Source organism: Corallococcus terminator, from assembly GCF_003611635.1.
Classification (GTDB): Bacteria; Myxococcota; Myxococcia; order Myxococcales; family Myxococcaceae; genus Corallococcus; species Corallococcus terminator.
The window spans coordinates 1-15,217 of the sequence record NZ_RAVZ01000249.1 but is presented as its reverse complement, the minus strand read 5'-3'; the positions used below and the strand labels follow the sequence as shown (position 1 = coordinate 15,217).

The following is a 15,217-nucleotide window of genomic DNA, read 5'->3' as shown; positions in this document are numbered from 1 at the left end:
GTGCTGGGGCTGGTGGCGGGTGAGGGCAAGCGGGACGCCATGCGGCGGGTGCTTCAGGGCGATATGCAACTGCCCGCGTCGCACGTGACGAACACGCAGTGGATGCTGGACCCCGCCGCCTACGGGTAGGCGCGGCTCGGAGGGAACATGGGCACACAGACAAAGCCTGCGCAGTTCGGCGTGGTGGGCATGGGCGTCATGGGCGCCAGCCTCGCCCTCAACATCGCGGACCACGGTTTCAGCGTCGCGGTGTGGGACCGCCACCCGGAGGCCATCGCGAAGGTCCAGAAGGAAAACCCCAAGCAGGCCCTGGCCGGCTACCCGGAGCTGGAGGCGTTCGTCTCCGGGCTGGAGCGCCCGCGCCGCATCCTGCTGATGATCACCGCCGGTTCTCCGGTGGATGAGATGATGGCGCGGCTGTTCCCGCTGCTGTCGCCCGGCGACGTCATCATGGACGCGGGCAACTCCTGGTACCTGGACACGCGGCGCCGCGAAGCCCTGTGCAAGGAGAAGGGCTTCCACTTCCTGGGCATCGGTGTGTCCGGCGGCGAGGAGGGCGCGCGCAACGGCCCGTCCATCATGCCGGGCGGTCCCAAGGACGCGTACGCGCTGGTGCAGCCGGTGCTGGAGGCCATCGCCGCGCGCAGCGAGGAAGGCCTGTGCGTCACCCACGTGGGCCCGGAGGGCGCGGGCCACTTCGTGAAGATGGTGCACAACGGCATCGAGTACGCGGACATGCAGCTTCTCGCGGAGACGTACGACGTGCTCCACCGCGGCCTGGGCCTGGACACCGCGACCCTGGCGGACCTGTTCTCCAAGTGGAACGAGGGCATCGCCGAATCGTTCCTCCTGGAGACGACCATCAAGGTGCTGCGCAAGCGCGACCCGGAGACGGGCAAGCCCCTGGTGGACATGGTGCTCGACAAGGCCGGCCAGAAGGGCACGGGCAAGTGGACCGTGAAGGTGGCGCTCGACAAGGGCGTGCCGGTGCCTTCCATCGCGTCCGCGCTGGATGCGCGCAACCTGTCCTCGCAGAAGGAGGACCGCGTCGCCGCGAGCAAGAAGCTGCACGGCCCCTCCGTGTCGCTCTCCTCCGAGGAGCAGCAGCAGCTTGCCCAGTGGGCGCACGACGCGCTCTACGCGGCGCGCGTGGTGACGTACGCGCAGGGCATGCGGCTCATCCAGGCGGCGTCCGACGAGTACAAGTGGGGCGTGTCGCTGGCGGAGATGGCGCGCATCTGGCGGGGCGGCTGCATCATCCGCGCGAAGCTCCTCACGCCGCTGCGCGAGGCCTTCCAGCAGCAGCCCGCGCTGCCCAACCTGATGGTGTCGGAGGCCTTCGCCCCGGTGCTGGAGAAGCTGGCGCCGTCGTGGCGCAAGCTCCTGGGCACGGCGACGAAGCTGGGCATCCCGGTGCCGGTGTTCAGCAGCAGCCTGGCGTACCTGGACAGCTACCGCAGCCCGGAGCTGCCGCAGAACCTCACCCAGGCCCAGCGCGACGCGTTCGGCGCGCACACGTACCAGCGGCGGGACAAGCCCGACGCCGGCTTCGTGCACTCGGACTGGCTGAAGTAGTCCACTGCCGCTGCGCGCCGCCTACTTCTTCTGGGTGGCGCGCAGCTCCGCGCGGCGGATCTTCCCGCTCACCGTCTTGGGCAATTCCGAGACGAACTCAATCTCACGCGGGTACTTGTAGGGCGCCGTGGTCTTCTTCACGAAGTCCTGCAGCTCCTGCGCGAGCGCGGGCGACGCGGTGTGGCCCGGCGTCAGCAGCACGTAGGCCTTGATGCGCTGGCCAATCTTGTCGTCCGGCACGCCGATGACGGCGGACTCGGCCACCGCGGGGTGCTCCAGCAGCGCGGACTCCACCTCGAAGGGGCCCACCCGGTAGCCGGACGTCTTGATGACGTCATCCGAGCGCCCCACGAACCACAGGTAGCCGTCCGCGTCGCGCACCGCGCGGTCGCCCGTCACGTACCAGTCGCCCCGGCTGCTGGCCGCATTGGCCGCGTCGTCATTCAGGTAGCCGTGGAACAGGCCCACCGGGCGCTCCGGCTTCACGCGCACCGCGATGTCGCCCTCCTGTCCGTCCGCCACCTCCTCGCCCTGCTCGTTGATGACGCCCACGGTGAAGCCGGGGGACGGCTTGCCCATGGAGCCCATGCGCGGCTCCAGCGACGGGAACATGCCCACGATGACCACCGTCTCCGTCTGGCCGTAGCCTTCGCGGATGAACAGCCCGGTGGCCTCCTTCCACGTCTCGATGACCTCCGGGTTGAGCGGCTCGCCCGCGCTCACCGTGTGGCGCAGCGAGGACAGGTCCACCGCCTTCAGGTCCTGCAACACCAACGCACGCCACGCGGTGGGCGGCGCGCAGAAGGTGGTGACGCGCTCGCGCTCCAGCACCTTGAGGAAGGCCACCGGATCAAACCGCCCGCGGAAGTCGTAGACGACGTTGCACGCGCCTTCGCTCCACGGACCGAAGAGCTTGCCCCACGCGCACTTCGCCCAGCCGGTGTCGCTGAGCGTCAGGTGCCGGTCCTCCGGCCGCAGGTCCAACCAGTAGCGGCCGGTGATGAGGTGGCCCTGGCCGTAGCTGGCCTGCGTGTGCTGCACCATCTTCGGCATGCCGGTGGTGCCGGACGTGAAGTAGATGAGCAGCGGATCCTCCGCGCGCGTCGGCGGGAACGCCACGGCCTGGCCTTCCGCCAGCGCCTCCGACGTGTAGCGCGTCCACGGCGCGGGAGCGTCCCCGGTGGACACCCACGTCGTCACGCCCGCCACGTCCATCACGCCCTCGAAGCGGTCCAGGCAGCTTGAGTCGGTGAGGACAGCCTTCGCGCTGGCGGCCTCCAACCGGTAGCGGATGTCCTTGGCGGTGAGCATGGGCGTGCCGGGCATGAAGACGATGCCGGCGCGGATGCACCCCAACACCAGGAACCACCACTCCGGCACGCGCGGCATCAGGATGAAGGCCCGGTCGCCCCGCTTCAGGCCCAGCCCGGTGAGGAAGCGCGCCGCGTGCAGTGAGCGCTCCTTCAACTCCTGGAAGGTGAAGCACAGAGAGCGCCCGGACTCGTCGGACCACTGGAGCGCGGGGGCCTGGGGCCGCTCGGCCGCGTGCCGGTCGATGACGTCGGTGGCGAAGTTGAAGTGGCCGGGCCGCTCCCACCGGAAGTCGCGGCGGGCGGTCTCGTAGTCGGCGGAGGCGCGGGGGGAGGACTCGGGCATGGGCAAGCTCCTGGAGTGTTCCGACAACCCCAGGAGCCTGACACGTCATCCCGTGTCCGAAGGCGAAACTCCCGCGCGGGGCGCCCGATGGTGGACGCTCCAGCGCGCGGTAAAGGGCACCGCGAAGAAGCTAAGGCGCTGAGGTGCCGCGCTGGCGCTGCGCCTGCGCGCGCGCTTCGTCCACCCGACCGCGCGCATCATCGCTCCAGCCGGGCTCACCCAGGGCCGCCACCTGCTCGAAGTCACGCGCGGCGCGCTCGAACTGCTTCAACCCGTACAGCGCGAGGCCGCGGTTCCACAGGGCCTGCGCATGCTTCGGCTCCGCGCGCACCACGGGGTCCAACAGGTTCAGCGCTTCCTGGAAGCGGCTGTCGTGCAGCGCCACCACCGCCAGGTCGTTGTCGCGAGCGTGCGACGCGGGCTCACGCACCAGCACCGCCTGCGCCTGCTGCCACTGGCCGTGCAGCACGTAGGCCGCGACGATGCCGCGGAACTCCTTGCGCTCCTCCATCTCCGCCAACGGGCGCAGCGGAAGGGGGGTCGGGGCCGGGGCCTCGGAGGCCTCCGCGCCAGGACCATTGTTGCCGCGCATGGGCACGTAGGGGCGCCACTGGTCCGCGCGGGCATGGGAGACGCGGCCTTCCAGCGCACGCGTGGACTGGTTCTCCAGGAAGACCACCGCCGGAATCTCCGGCGCCGGCATCATGCGCGGCACCATGACGGCGCAGAGGCTGGCGGCCATGGCCAGCGGCGCCACCACGCGCGCATTGCGGCGCACCCACGCGCCCAGCGCCACCACATTGCCCCGAGGCTGTTCCACGGGCTGCTCCACGGCGCCCGTGCCCAGCGCGCGCGCCGCCAGCAGCTCCAACTGGAGCAGGTCGCGGAGGCCGCTTTCACAGGCGGGGCAGCGCGGCAGGTGGTGCCGGAAGCCTTCCGCATCCGCTTCGGACAGCTCTCCGTCCATGAAGAGATGCAGCTTCGTGCAATGCGCGTTCATACCTGGACTCCCCGCTCCCGGGCCACGGCGACGCTCGGAAGCAGCAGTTCCCTGAGGTCCCGGCGCGCCAGCGTCAGCCAGCTGCCCACGGTGCCTACGGGGACGTTGAATTTCTCGGCAATGGCCTGGTAGCGGAGGCCTTCCGCGTGCAGCTTGTACGCATCCCGCAGGTGCGGCTTGAGCTGCTCGATGGCTGCCTGGAAGGCGTCATTGCCCACCAGCTCCCAGTTCTCCTGCTCCCCATCCCCCGTCGCTGGCAGGTCCTGCACCAGCGCCAGGTGCGGCAGCCCCCGGATCTCCGTCCGCTGCCTTCGGCAGTGGTCGAGGAACCGGTTCGTCATCGTCGTGCACAACCACGCCGCGCACGCCGCTTCCGTGCGGTCCTTCAGGTGGCCGTACTCCGGCATCGCCCGCTCGAAGGCCTCCTGGACCAGGTCCTCTGGATCCAGGACGCCGCGAGCGCACAACCGGCGCGCCACGGCCAGCAGGCTGGGCCGGTGTCGCAGGCTGAACGCCTCGAAATGGCGCCGTTCCCGGTTGAAGAGGTTGGCCATGACGCAAGGACCCGAAGTGACTGGTGGGCTTCCTGACTAAAGACGCCGAGCGCTTTGTTTCTTGAGAGAAAAATGCCCGGAAGCGCGGACAGGCCCGCCGGGCCGGACGCTCACCGGGCGACTTCTGCCCCCTCCAGCAGGGCGGGAACCGAAGGCGGCGGCAACGGACGCCTGCGCGGGCGCGGATCGCGCTGCTCGCAGTTCACGTACGAGCCCTTCACGTGTGGGGCGCTGTGGTCGGGCTCGAAAGCTCCGGGTCGGGCAGAGGACACGTCTCCGGGGGTCATGGATTGCTTCTCCTGGTACGACGGAAGTCCGGCGTAAGCCTGGGATGGGTAGAAAAAGACGGACGGGGCCAGTCCATAGCACGCCCTGGAGCACTGGCAGGAGGGGGCCCCTTCGGGCCAATCCTTCAAGAATTTCAAGGAGTTCCGAATGAACGAGGACAAGTCCCTGTTGCGTCCGGAGTGGCGTCAGTGGCTGGCTGAGAATCTGGCCCTGGGGGTAGGGTCGGAAGAAGTGCAACAGGTCCTGGTGGGTGCGGGCGTGGATCCGACGCTGGCCCACGAGGAGATGGAGGCGGTGCGAAAGCACCCCTACTTCCAGGCGTGTCTCCAGGTGGCCCGGCACTTCGGGTGGCTGGAGTCGCTGATGGACGTCTACAGCGAGCTGCGCTCCCAGGACGGGGGCCGCCAGTTGGAGGTGCGCGAGCACCTGTCGCCGGAGGAGTTCTTCCGCCGCTACTACTTCGGCCACCGACCGGTGGTGCTGCGCGGGCTGATGAAGGACTGGCCAGCGCTCCAGAAGTGGTCGCTGGGCTACTTCCGCGAACACTTCGGGCCGGTGGAGGTGGAGGTGATGATGGGGCGCGACGCGAACCCGGAGCACGCGGCCCAGCACGACCGGCACCGCACGCGGATGCCCTTCGCGGACTTCCTCTCCATGGTGGAGTCCGGGAAGGAGACGAACGACTACTACATGGTGCCGCGCAACGATAACTGGCGGCACGAGGGGCTCTCTTCGCTGCGCGAGGATCTGCGCGCCCCCGAAGGGCTCATCGACCCGTCGTTGCAGGCGGACATGATGACGCTGCTGTTGGGGCCCGCGGGCACCGTCACCCCGCTGCACCACGACAACATGAACATCCTGTTGGGCCAGGTGATGGGCCGCAAGCACGTGAAGCTGGTGCCGTCCTACGAGCGCCACCGCGTCTACCCGCACCGGGGCACCTTCAGCCACGTGGACGCGGGCAAGCCGGACCTGACGGCGCACCCGCTGTTCGCGCAGGCCTCCGTGCTGGAGACGGTGCTGGAGCCCGGGGACATGGTGTTCCTGCCCGTGGGCTGGTGGCACTGGGTGAAGGCGCTGGACGTGAGCGCCAGCGTCACCTTCCACCACTTCCTCATCCCCGGCGGCAACACGCACCTGGAGGCCCCCTTCTAGCCGCGTCAGTCAGTCCGCCTTCTCCACCAGCAGCACGGAGCGAGTCCACGCGGCGCGCGCATCGCGGGCCAGCCACGCCTGACGCTCGTCGCGCAGCGCGACGGCGGCGGGCGTCCCCGCGTGGATCCGGCGACGGACGCCGTCGAAGAAGCGCCCCGCCGCGTCCGGGATGTCCACCGTGGAGGCCAGCACCGCGCGGGCGCCAGAGTCGATGAAGGCCGCCGGCAGGCTGAAGGGCTCCGTGCTCTGCAGGGCCGTGGTGCGGCCCGCGCTGCACGCGGCCAGGAACACGGTGGGCGAACCGGTGAGCCGCTGCTCGCGCACCACGTCCGCGGTGAGCGCGTAGCGGCCGTTCACCTCCGGCGACAACACCACCAGAGACGCACCGGAGATGCTGGGGTCGGTGATGCCGTGCGCGTGGATTTCAATCTCCGTGGCGTCCGCCATGCGGGCCAGCACGCGCGAGGGCGTGGCGTCCGAACCGGACAGCACGTCCGGCGGCGCGGCCCCCGGCTCCGCGTCCGGAGTCCACGCGGGAAGCCGCGGCAGTTGCAACAGCGACGGGGCATCCACTCCGGCCACCACCAGACGGCGCGAAGCACTGGCGCCCGGCGAGGGACGCGGCCCCTGGGCGCGGCCCAGGCGGAAGCTCCACGCGATGTCCGCCGGCAGCAGGTCGGTGCGGCCGAAGACGGGGGCCCACGCGAGCACGTCCACCCGGTCGCAGCCGGAGAGCGTCTTGCGCAGGGCCTCCGGCACCAGCCGGGAGGAATCCGCCCGCGCGAAGGGCTCCTTGCGCGCGGCGTCGTAGTGCCCCAACGCCTCACCCTTCGGGCCCAGCGCCACCAGCACTGCGCGCTCGGCGTGGACGCTGGCGGCCAGCGCGCAGCGCGTGGGCACGGGCGTGCCCAACTGCGCGGCCATCAACGTCACCACCTTGGGGAATTCGCCCGCGCGGCCCGCGTCCACCGCGAGCGACGAATGGCTGAGCGCCCAGGACTCGCGCGCCAGCGCATCCCCGCGCGGCAGCGCATCCGCCTCCGCGATGGTGGTCTTCAAGAGCGCCTCGCCCCGGGTCCGGTCCTGATCCAGGAAGAAGCGGCCCTCCAGATAGTGCGCATAGGCGCGGTCGCCGCCCAGCACCGCCGGGCCCGACACGGCGTTGGAGGTGACGCGGCCCAGCCACTCGGCGTCATTGGGGCCGGAGCCGGAGCGCGTCAGCTCCGCGAGCGTGGCGCCGAACACCAGCTCCATGCGGTTGTCGGCGCAGGCTGCGGCGATGTCCAGCTCACGCCGCGCGTCCGCCGGCCGCAGGTCCAGGTAGTGCAGGTGCGCCAACTGCACGTGGGGCCACGCGCAGTTTCGCGTGGGGCCGCGCGCCATCCATTCCTCCAGATAGGCGCGGGCGCTGCCCAGGTCGTTGCGGGAGCGCGCCACCTGGGAGAGGGACTCCAGCGCGTTGAACTCCAGGTCCCATTCGCGAAGCTGCCGGGCGCCCGCCCACAGCATGCGCGCGTGCTGCTCCGCTTCCGTCACGCGCTGCATGTCGTAGTAGAAGACCGCCAGCCGTCGCTCCAGCTCCAGGCAACGCACCGTCAACGTGCCCTCGCGGCAGTGCTGGAGCGCGGAGAAGAGCCGCTGTTCGGCCTTCCACCACGCGCCGTCCGCGACCTCCTTGTAGGCCTGGTCACGCTCCGCCTGGTACGTGAACCACGGATCATCCAGGCGCTTGATGCGCTCCAGCACGTCCTTCAGGTTCTTCATCGTGCCGTTGCGCGTGCGGAGGATGGCCCCCATGTAGAGGTCTTCGTCACCGGGCAGGCGCGCCTTGTCCAGGAAGCCGTCGGGCACCGTGCCGCCCGGTCGCATCGCCGCCGCGTACTGCCGCGCCAGCTCCCCGCGACGGGTGAAGTCGCGCTTCGACACCCGCTGCACGTAGTCCGCGAGCGTGCTGCCGCCCTGCAACCGATCCAACTCCTTCGCCAGCGGCATCAGCGCCAGTGCGCGCTCCTTGGATGCCGCGGTGCGCACCACGTCATAGAAGACGCCGCGCACCGTGCCCGGAAGCTGACGGGCGGCGTCCAGCGGCAGCGGCGCGTTCGCGTCCTCCACCAGGGCCAGCGTCGCCTCGCGCGCCGCCTTCCACTGACGCTGGCGCTCCAGCGTGCTCTCACGCAGGGACAGCGCCTGGGCATGGGCTTCGCGGCTCCAGCCCTGCTCGCCCAGCTTCGCCACCTGTTCGAAGAGCTCCGACGCGCGCAGCGTCAGGCCCATCTCCCGGAACACCAGCGCGCGGTTCCACAGCGCCTGCGGCAGGGTCGGCTTCGCCGCGAGCGCGCCATCCAGCAGCCGCAGTGCCCGTTCGAAGTCGCCGCGCGCGAGCGCCACCGCGCCCAGGTCGCTGTCGCGCTCCGGGGAGGCCGGCATGCGCTCCAGGAAGGAGGCCGCCTGGTTCCACTCCGCTTCCAGCGCGTACGCCGCCGCGATGCCGCCCCAGTCCTCCCGGGCCTCCATGCGAGCGAGCGGGCCCAGGGGCATCGGCTCGGCCGGCACGGGACAGCCTCCGGCGGGCGCGCGCGATCGGTAGCGGTCCGCCTCCGCGTGCGTGAGCCGGGACTCGATGCGGGCCGCCGCCCTGCGCTCCACCCAGAAGCTGTCGGGGACGGACGGCGGGGACGCCGCGGGCTTCAGGGCCGCGACTCCGGCCGCCATCAATGGGATGGCCAGCGCCAGCGCCCAGAGCATCTTCTTCGCCGGCTTCACCATGCGGTCCCCTCGGGCGCCTCCCCCTTGCTGGCGCCCCTCCCGCCCGTTCTACACCAACCTCCGACGAACGCCGACCTGGCCTCGCCCCCACCCGCCGGGCGTCCCATGACGCGCTGGGCAGCAAGCCGCCGGAAATTCATGCACGCCGGATGTTTTTCGGTCCCCACGAATCAATAGACGGGCATGTCCGCCGATCTTGAAAAAGACCTGTCTTCCCACCGCTGACGCGAGTGGGGGACGGAACGCCGGGCCGTCAGGCTGTTGGGGGGATGACGCTCGAGGGCCCGCCTGCATGGCTGCTGCCATCAGAAGGTTTGAGCGCCCGCATCCTCCCGGAATCACGCGCTTCGGCATGCCTGGGGAAGTGACGGGCGGCAGGGCCCTGTGTCCCTACCGCCCCAGCAGGCGGCCCAGGGAGCCCACGGACGACAGGGGCTTGGCAGGCGGGGACGCGCGGGAAGGAGTTTCGCGCGCCACGTGTCCCCTCCGCCCAACCCGGACCGAAAGGACCCCTGTTTGAAGCAACTCCTTCGACTCGTCGCCGCGGCCTCCCTCATGCCCGCCCTCGCATCCGCGGGCATCCTCTGGAAGGGCGACTTCGAGACCGGCAACACGTCCCAGTGGACCCGGAGCCAGACCGTTGCCTCCAGCCGTCTGCAGGTCGTGACGGACATGGTGCGCGATGGGAAGTACGCCCTCAAGGCCGTCGTGAAGCAGGGCGATGATCCCATCAACGCCAGCGGCAATCGCAACGAGCTGCTGTACCTGACCCACGAGACGCAGGGGAAGGAGTACTTCTACAAGTGGAGCACGCTGTTTCCGAAGAACTACCCCGTCCATGACTCCTGGCAGGTCATCACCCAGTGGCACCAGGAGAGCTGCTGCGGCTCACCGCCGCTGGAGTTCTTCGTGCGCGGGGACAAGATCAACCTGCGCGTGGGCGGCAACACCACGCCCGTGCTCTGGCAGACGTCCATCAATCAGGGCAACTGGCACGACTTCGTGCTGCACGTGAAGTGGTCCGCGGACAAGAAGGTCGGCTTCGTGGAGCTGTACCACAACGGGAAGCTGGCCCTGCCGAAGACCTACGGGGCCAACCAGTTCGGCAAGGAGCTGAACTACCTGAAGATGGGCCTGTACCGCGACGACGCCATCAAGCCCGAAGGGACCATCTACCACGACGGTTTCACCATGGCCTCCACCCTGGAGGACGTGATGCCCCCCGCGCCCACGCCGGTGCCCGTGGAGCCCACGCCCGCGCCCACGCCCGTGCCGGACGACACCACCATCCCGAACGAGGACCCCTCCACCACGCCCCCCGTGGCGGAAGTCCCCGTGACGCCCACGCCTGAAGCGCCCGTCACCACGCTGCCCAACATCGGCGGCCAGGCGCCCACGGGCACCACCACGCCCATCTCCAACAACCCCAACGGCCTGCCCGGGGACTCATCCCTCGGTGAGCCGGTGGCGGGCGGGTGCAGCGCGTCCGGCACCTCCGGCACCCTGCCCTTCGCCGCCGCGCTGTTGATGCTCGGCGCCGTCACGCTGCGCCGTCGCCGGGCCCCCGCCCGCGCGCGGAGCAACGCGTCGAAGCGCTGACTTTCACCTGATACCGAAGCAAGTCTCAGGCCCGGTGCGCCCTCATGGCGCGCCGGGCCATTTTCGTTTCTCTCACTTTCTTCGATGACGCAAATATGTCAGAGATTTTTACTAATCCTTGAATTGATTGACCTCCAGGGCTCAATCGGGTTTGCCTTCACGCCTCCCCCGCAGCACGAAAGGCAGGACCCGATGAAGCGGAGCTTCGGTCTGTTCTCCACCGCGACGGCGCTGTTCGCAGGCGCGACCCTGGGTGTCATCCCGTCCGTGGCGCTGGCGGCTTCGTCCCAGCAGGACACGGCGTTCGCGCTGGACGCGTCGCCGGAGATCCTCTCCGCGATGCAGCGGGACCTGGGCCTCACGGCGGACGGCGCGCGCCGGCGGCTGGCGGCGGAAGCGGCGGCGGTGCGGGTGGAAGGCTCGCTGCGCACGGAGCTGGGTGAGCGCTTTGGCGGCGCGTGGATGAACGCGGACGGCAGCCAACTGGTCGTGGGCGTCACCACGGACGCGGACGCGGCCCTGGTGCGGCGCGCGGGCGCGGTGGCCCAGAAGGTCAAGCACACGCAGGCGGCGCTGGAGCAGGTGAAGGCGGAGCTGGATCGCGCGGGCACGTCGGCCGGCCGCACGGTGCATGCGTGGTACGTGGACGTCACCACCAACAGCGTGGTGGTGCTGGCGCAGGACTCCGCGCTGACGGGCGGCACGGACTTCCTGGCGAAGGCGGGCGTGAAGAGCGACGCGGTGCGCGTGGTGCCTTCGCGCGAGGAGTTCAAGCCCCTGTACGACCTGCGCGGCGGTGACGCGTACTACCCGGGCAACGCGCGCTGCTCCATCGGCTTCTCGGTGGCGGGCGGCTTCGTGACGGCCGGCCACTGCGGCGGCGCGGGCACGGGGACCAGCGGCTTCAACGGCGTGGGCCAGGGCACGGTGGTGTCGGCCAACTGGCCCGGCAACGACTTCGCCTGGGTGCGCACCAACGGCTCCTGGGGTTCGCAGCCGTGGGTGAACAACTACGCGGGCGGCAACGTGCTGGTGCAGGGCGCGCAGGAGGCGGGCATCAACGCCTCCGTCTGTCGCTCGGGCTCCACCACCGGCTGGCGCTGTGGCGTCATCCAGGCGAAGAACGCCACGGTCAGCTACTCGGCGGGCCTCGTGTACGGCCTCACCCAGACGAACGCGTGCGCGGAGGGCGGTGACTCCGGCGGCTCGTGGCTGTCCGGCAACCAGGCGCAGGGCGTGACGTCCGGCGGCTCCGGCAACTGCTCCACCGGCGGCACCACCTTCTTCCAGCCGCTCAACCCCATCCTGGGCGCGTACGGCCTGTCGCTCACCACCACGGGCAGCGGCGGCGGCACGGGCGGCCCCCTCATCGGCCTGGCCAACAAGTGCATCGACGTGCCGAACTCCAACACGACCGACGGCACCCGCCTGCAGTTGTGGGACTGCAACGGCACCAACGCGCAGAAGTGGACCTTCATGTCGGACGGCACCGTGCGCGCCTTCGGCAAGTGCATGGACGTGGCCTGGGGTTCGCGCGACAACGGCGCGGCCATCCAGCTTGTGACGTGCTCCGGCAACCCGGCGCAGCAGTTCATCCTCTCCGGCGCGGGTGACCTGGTGAACCCCCAGGCCAACAAGTGCGTGGACGTGTCCGGCGGCAACTCCGCCAGCGGCACCCCCCTGCAGCTCTGGGAGTGCAACGGCTCCAGCGCGCAGAAGTGGCGCCGGTAGTCGTCCCCCGCATCCCCTGACGTAACGAAACGCGCGGACCCGAAAACATCCGGGCCCGCGCGTTGTCATTTCCAGCCGTCCGCCAGCGCCATCAGTGCGCGCCTTCCACCTTCACCGTGGGGTCCGGCTTCTGGAGCATGCCGACCAGCACCAGCGCACAGGCGAAGACGACGGCGAGGATGAGGAAGTTCGCGTTGAAGGCCCGCACCAGTGCCTGCGCGTTGACGCGCTGCCCGAGCAGCCCCATCGCCGCGCCCGTGGGATCCAACACGCCCCTGGCGGCCATGGCGCCCTTCAACTGGGCGAACTGTTCCTGGGCCACCTGCCCGTACACGTCCACGTGCGACGTGATGGCGGTGAAGTGGGCCTTGGTGGTGCGGCTGAGCGCGCTGCTCATCCAAGCGGTGCCAATGGAGCCGCCCAGCTCGCGCGTCAGGTTGAAGAGGCCCGCCGCGTTGCCGCGCTGCTCCGGACGCAGGTTGCTGAGCGCCATCACCGACAGCGGCACGAAGATGAAGCCCATGGAACAGGCGCGGATGAACACCGGGGTGATCAGCGTGATTTCGTCCACCCGGGTGGTGAGGTGGCCGTTGGCCCACAGCGACGCGCTCATGCCGATGACGCCCAGGGCCACCAGGAAGCGCCCGTCGATCTTCCCACCGAACTTGCCGATGAGCGGCATCAGCAGGATCTGGATGGCGCTGCCCTTGAGGAAGATGAGGCCGATGTCCAACGCCTCGTAGCGCATCACCGAACCGCAGAAGAGGCTGAACAGGAACGAGCCGGAGAACAGCGCGGTGCCCACGAGGAAGTTCACCCCCGTGGCCGCGGTGTACGAGCGGTTGGCGAACACCCTCAAATCCACCACCGGACTGGGTGTCTCCAGTTCATGGATGACGAACGTGATGAGCGCGATGCCCGCGATGACCGCCAGCAGCGTGATGAGCTTGCTGTCGAACCAGTCCTCGCGGTTGCCCTCCTCCAGCACGTACTGGAGGCAGGCCATGCCCACCGCCAGCAGCGCGATGCCGTTCCTGTCCACCTTCTCCGTGGAGCGCTCGAAGTGGGGCTGGTCGATGGAGCGCCACGCCATGTACGCGGCGAAGAGGCCCACCGGCACGTTGATGAGGAAGATCCAGTGCCAGCTCGCCGCGTTGATGAGCAGCCCGCCCACGGTGGGCCCCAACAGCGGCCCCGTCACGGCGCCCAGGCCGAAGAGCGCGCCCGCCATGCCGTGCTCCTCGCGCGGGTAGCGGGCGAAGAGGATGGCCTGCGAGGTGGGGATGATGGCACCGCCGCCCATGCCCTGGAGGATGCGGAAGGCGACGAGCGACGGGAGGTTCCACGACAGGCCGCACAGCACGCTGGCCAGGGTGAAGAGCAGGATGGAGAAGGTGAAGTACTTGCGGAAGCCGAACCGGCGCTGGAGCCAGCCCGTCATCGGAATGACGACCACGTTGGCCATCATGTAGCCGGTGGACACCCAGGCGATCTGATCCAACGGCGTGCCGAAGCTCGCGCGGATGTCGCTCAGCGCCACGTTGACGATGGAGATGTCCAGCACGGACATCAGCGCCGCCGCCATGGCGGCGATGGTGATGCCCGCCTTGGAGCCCTGGATGACGTCGCGACGCGCGTCCACGGGCTACTCCGCCTTCCGGACGTCCACCGCCGCCGTCTTGTGGGGCTCCGGCTCCGAGCCGGTGTCCACCGTCACGTAGGCGCTCATGCCCGGCTTGATGGGCAGCGCCTTCAAGTCCCCGTCGAAGCGGATGAGGACCGGGATGCGCTGCACCACCTTCACGAAGTTGCCGGACGCGTTGTCTGGAGGCAGCAGCGCGAACCGGGCACCGCTGGCGCCCGCGAGGCTGTCCACGTGGCCGCGGAAGGCGTGGCCCCCGAAGGCGTCCACCTTCACGTCCACCGGCTGGCCCGGACGCATCTCACCGACCTGGTCCTCCTTGAAGTTGGCCACCACCCAGAGGTCGTTCTGCGGCACGACGGCCATCAGCGGACGCTCCGGGCCCACCATCTGCCCCACCTCCACCGTGCGGCGGCTCACCACGCCGTCCACCGGGGCGCGCACCTGGGCGTAGGACACGTTCAGCTCCGCCAGCGTCAGCGCGGCGCGCGTCTGCTTGAGGCGGGCCTCCGCGAGCTTGAGCGCGGCGTTCGCGGACTGCACCTGCACGGGGCCCGTCTCCGCCGCGGTGAGCTTGCCCTGCGCGGCCTCCAGGCCACCGGACGAGCTGGTGATGCCGGCCTCCGTGGACGCAAGCCGCGCGCGCGACTGATCCAAGGCCGCCTTGGCCTGGTCGAACGCGGATTGACGCGTGTCCAGGTCGGACTGCGACAGCGCGCCCTGCTCGCGCAGTTGCTTCACGCGGCCCAGGTCCGTCTCCGCCAGCTTGAAGCGCGCCTCTGAAGATGCCACGTCCGCGCGGGACTGGTCGAGCGCCGCCTTGGAGGAGCTGATGCCGCTGGAGGCCTGGGTGACACCCGCGCGGGCCTGCCGCAGGGTGGCGCCCGCGTTGGTCTCCGTGAGGGTGAGCTGGGCCTGGGCGTTGGTGAGCTGGGCCTCCGCGCTCATCACGTCCGCGCGGGCCACCTCCAGCCGGGCGTCCAGGTCCGCGTGGTCCAGCTCCACCACCACGTCGCCGGCCATCACCGCCTGGTTGTCATTCACCAATACGCGAGCCACCTGCCCCGACACGCGCGGGGACACGTTGGCGATGCGGCCCTCCACCTGGGCGTCGTCGGTGGATTCGTGGCCGTGGGTGAGGAGGAAGCGCGCGCCCCCGCCCAGCACCGCCACGCCCACGAGGAGGGGCAGCACCTGCTTCGCGCGGGAGCGCTTCGCAGGCTGCGGGGCGACGGGGGCTTCGGCGGGAAC

10 protein-coding genes are annotated in these 15,217 nt (G+C 70.0%); 4 read left to right on the top strand and 6 right to left on the bottom strand.

What is annotated here, in order from left to right:
* Nucleotides 1-147 precede the first annotated feature (147 nt).
* Nucleotides 148-1,575, top strand: coding sequence for an NADP-dependent phosphogluconate dehydrogenase (gene gnd, locus D7V88_RS29000; RefSeq protein WP_120543868.1), 1,428 nt, complete (start codon nt 148-150; stop codon nt 1,573-1,575).
* Between the two features lie 21 nt (nt 1,576-1,596).
* Here the strand turns inward: gnd and D7V88_RS28995 are convergent, their stop codons facing one another.
* From D7V88_RS28995 to D7V88_RS28985, 3 genes are all read right to left on the bottom strand, one after another.
* On the bottom strand, nt 1,597-3,231 hold the full coding sequence (locus D7V88_RS28995) for an acetate--CoA ligase (RefSeq protein ID WP_120543867.1): 1,635 nt from the start codon (nt 3,229-3,231) through the stop codon (nt 1,597-1,599).
* A 130-nt stretch (nt 3,232-3,361) separates the two neighbouring features.
* The gene (locus D7V88_RS28990) at nt 3,362-4,231 is read right to left on the bottom strand and encodes a zf-HC2 domain-containing protein (RefSeq protein ID WP_120543866.1); all 870 of its coding nucleotides are present in this window, start codon (nt 4,229-4,231) and stop codon (nt 3,362-3,364) included.
* Nucleotides 4,228-4,785 (bottom strand): RNA polymerase sigma factor, encoded by a 558-nt coding sequence (locus tag D7V88_RS28985; protein WP_120543865.1) that lies wholly within the window; start codon nt 4,783-4,785, stop codon nt 4,228-4,230. The genes D7V88_RS28990 and D7V88_RS28985 overlap by 4 nt, the downstream gene beginning before the upstream one ends.
* 435 nt (nt 4,786-5,220) lie before the next feature.
* Between D7V88_RS28985 and D7V88_RS28980 the strand changes: the two genes are divergently transcribed.
* On the top strand, nt 5,221-6,228 hold the full coding sequence (locus D7V88_RS28980) for a cupin-like domain-containing protein (RefSeq protein WP_120543864.1): 1,008 nt from the start codon (nt 5,221-5,223) through the stop codon (nt 6,226-6,228).
* 9 nt (nt 6,229-6,237) lie between these two features.
* Here the strand turns inward: D7V88_RS28980 and D7V88_RS28975 are convergent, their stop codons facing one another.
* On the bottom strand, nt 6,238-8,994 hold the full coding sequence (locus D7V88_RS28975) for a CHAT domain-containing protein (RefSeq protein ID WP_120543863.1): 2,757 nt from the start codon (nt 8,992-8,994) through the stop codon (nt 6,238-6,240).
* Nucleotides 8,995-9,510: 516 nt separating this feature from the next.
* Between D7V88_RS28975 and D7V88_RS28970 the strand changes: the two genes are divergently transcribed.
* Complete coding sequence (locus D7V88_RS28970) at nt 9,511-10,593, top strand: polysaccharide lyase family 20 protein (RefSeq protein WP_120543862.1); 1,083 nt, start codon at nt 9,511-9,513, stop codon at nt 10,591-10,593.
* A 192-nt stretch (nt 10,594-10,785) separates the two neighbouring features.
* Nucleotides 10,786-12,324: a ricin-type beta-trefoil lectin domain protein gene (locus D7V88_RS28965; RefSeq protein WP_120543861.1), complete on the top strand. Its 1,539-nt coding sequence runs from the start codon at nt 10,786-10,788 to the stop codon at nt 12,322-12,324.
* 91 nt (nt 12,325-12,415) lie between these two features.
* On the opposite strand, the gene D7V88_RS28960 is transcribed toward D7V88_RS28965, so the two are convergent.
* Both D7V88_RS28960 and D7V88_RS28955 read right to left on the bottom strand, forming a co-directional pair.
* Nucleotides 12,416-13,966 (bottom strand): DHA2 family efflux MFS transporter permease subunit, encoded by a 1,551-nt coding sequence (locus D7V88_RS28960; RefSeq protein ID WP_244238459.1) that lies wholly within the window; start codon nt 13,964-13,966, stop codon nt 12,416-12,418.
* 3 nt (nt 13,967-13,969) lie between these two features.
* A partial coding sequence (locus D7V88_RS28955) for an HlyD family secretion protein (RefSeq protein WP_147448906.1) occupies nt 13,970-15,217 on the bottom strand: 1,248 nt, incomplete at its 5' end.

What these genes read in the sequence shown, in the direction of transcription:
- gnd (WP_120543868.1), top strand. Translation starts at nt 148, where the DNA reads ATGGGCACACAGACAAAGCCTGCGCAGTTCGGCGTGGTGGGCATGGGC.
- D7V88_RS28995 (WP_120543867.1), bottom strand. Translation starts at nt 3,231, where the DNA reads ATGCCCGAGTCCTCCCCCCGCGCCTCCGCCGACTACGAGACCGCCCGC.
- D7V88_RS28990 (WP_120543866.1), bottom strand. Translation starts at nt 4,231, where the DNA reads ATGAACGCGCATTGCACGAAGCTGCATCTCTTCATGGACGGAGAGCTG.
- D7V88_RS28985 (WP_120543865.1), bottom strand. Translation starts at nt 4,785, where the DNA reads ATGGCCAACCTCTTCAACCGGGAACGGCGCCATTTCGAGGCGTTCAGC.
- D7V88_RS28980 (WP_120543864.1), top strand. Translation starts at nt 5,221, where the DNA reads ATGAACGAGGACAAGTCCCTGTTGCGTCCGGAGTGGCGTCAGTGGCTG.
- D7V88_RS28975 (WP_120543863.1), bottom strand. Translation starts at nt 8,994, where the DNA reads ATGGTGAAGCCGGCGAAGAAGATGCTCTGGGCGCTGGCGCTGGCCATC.
- D7V88_RS28965 (WP_120543861.1), top strand. Translation starts at nt 10,786, where the DNA reads ATGAAGCGGAGCTTCGGTCTGTTCTCCACCGCGACGGCGCTGTTCGCA.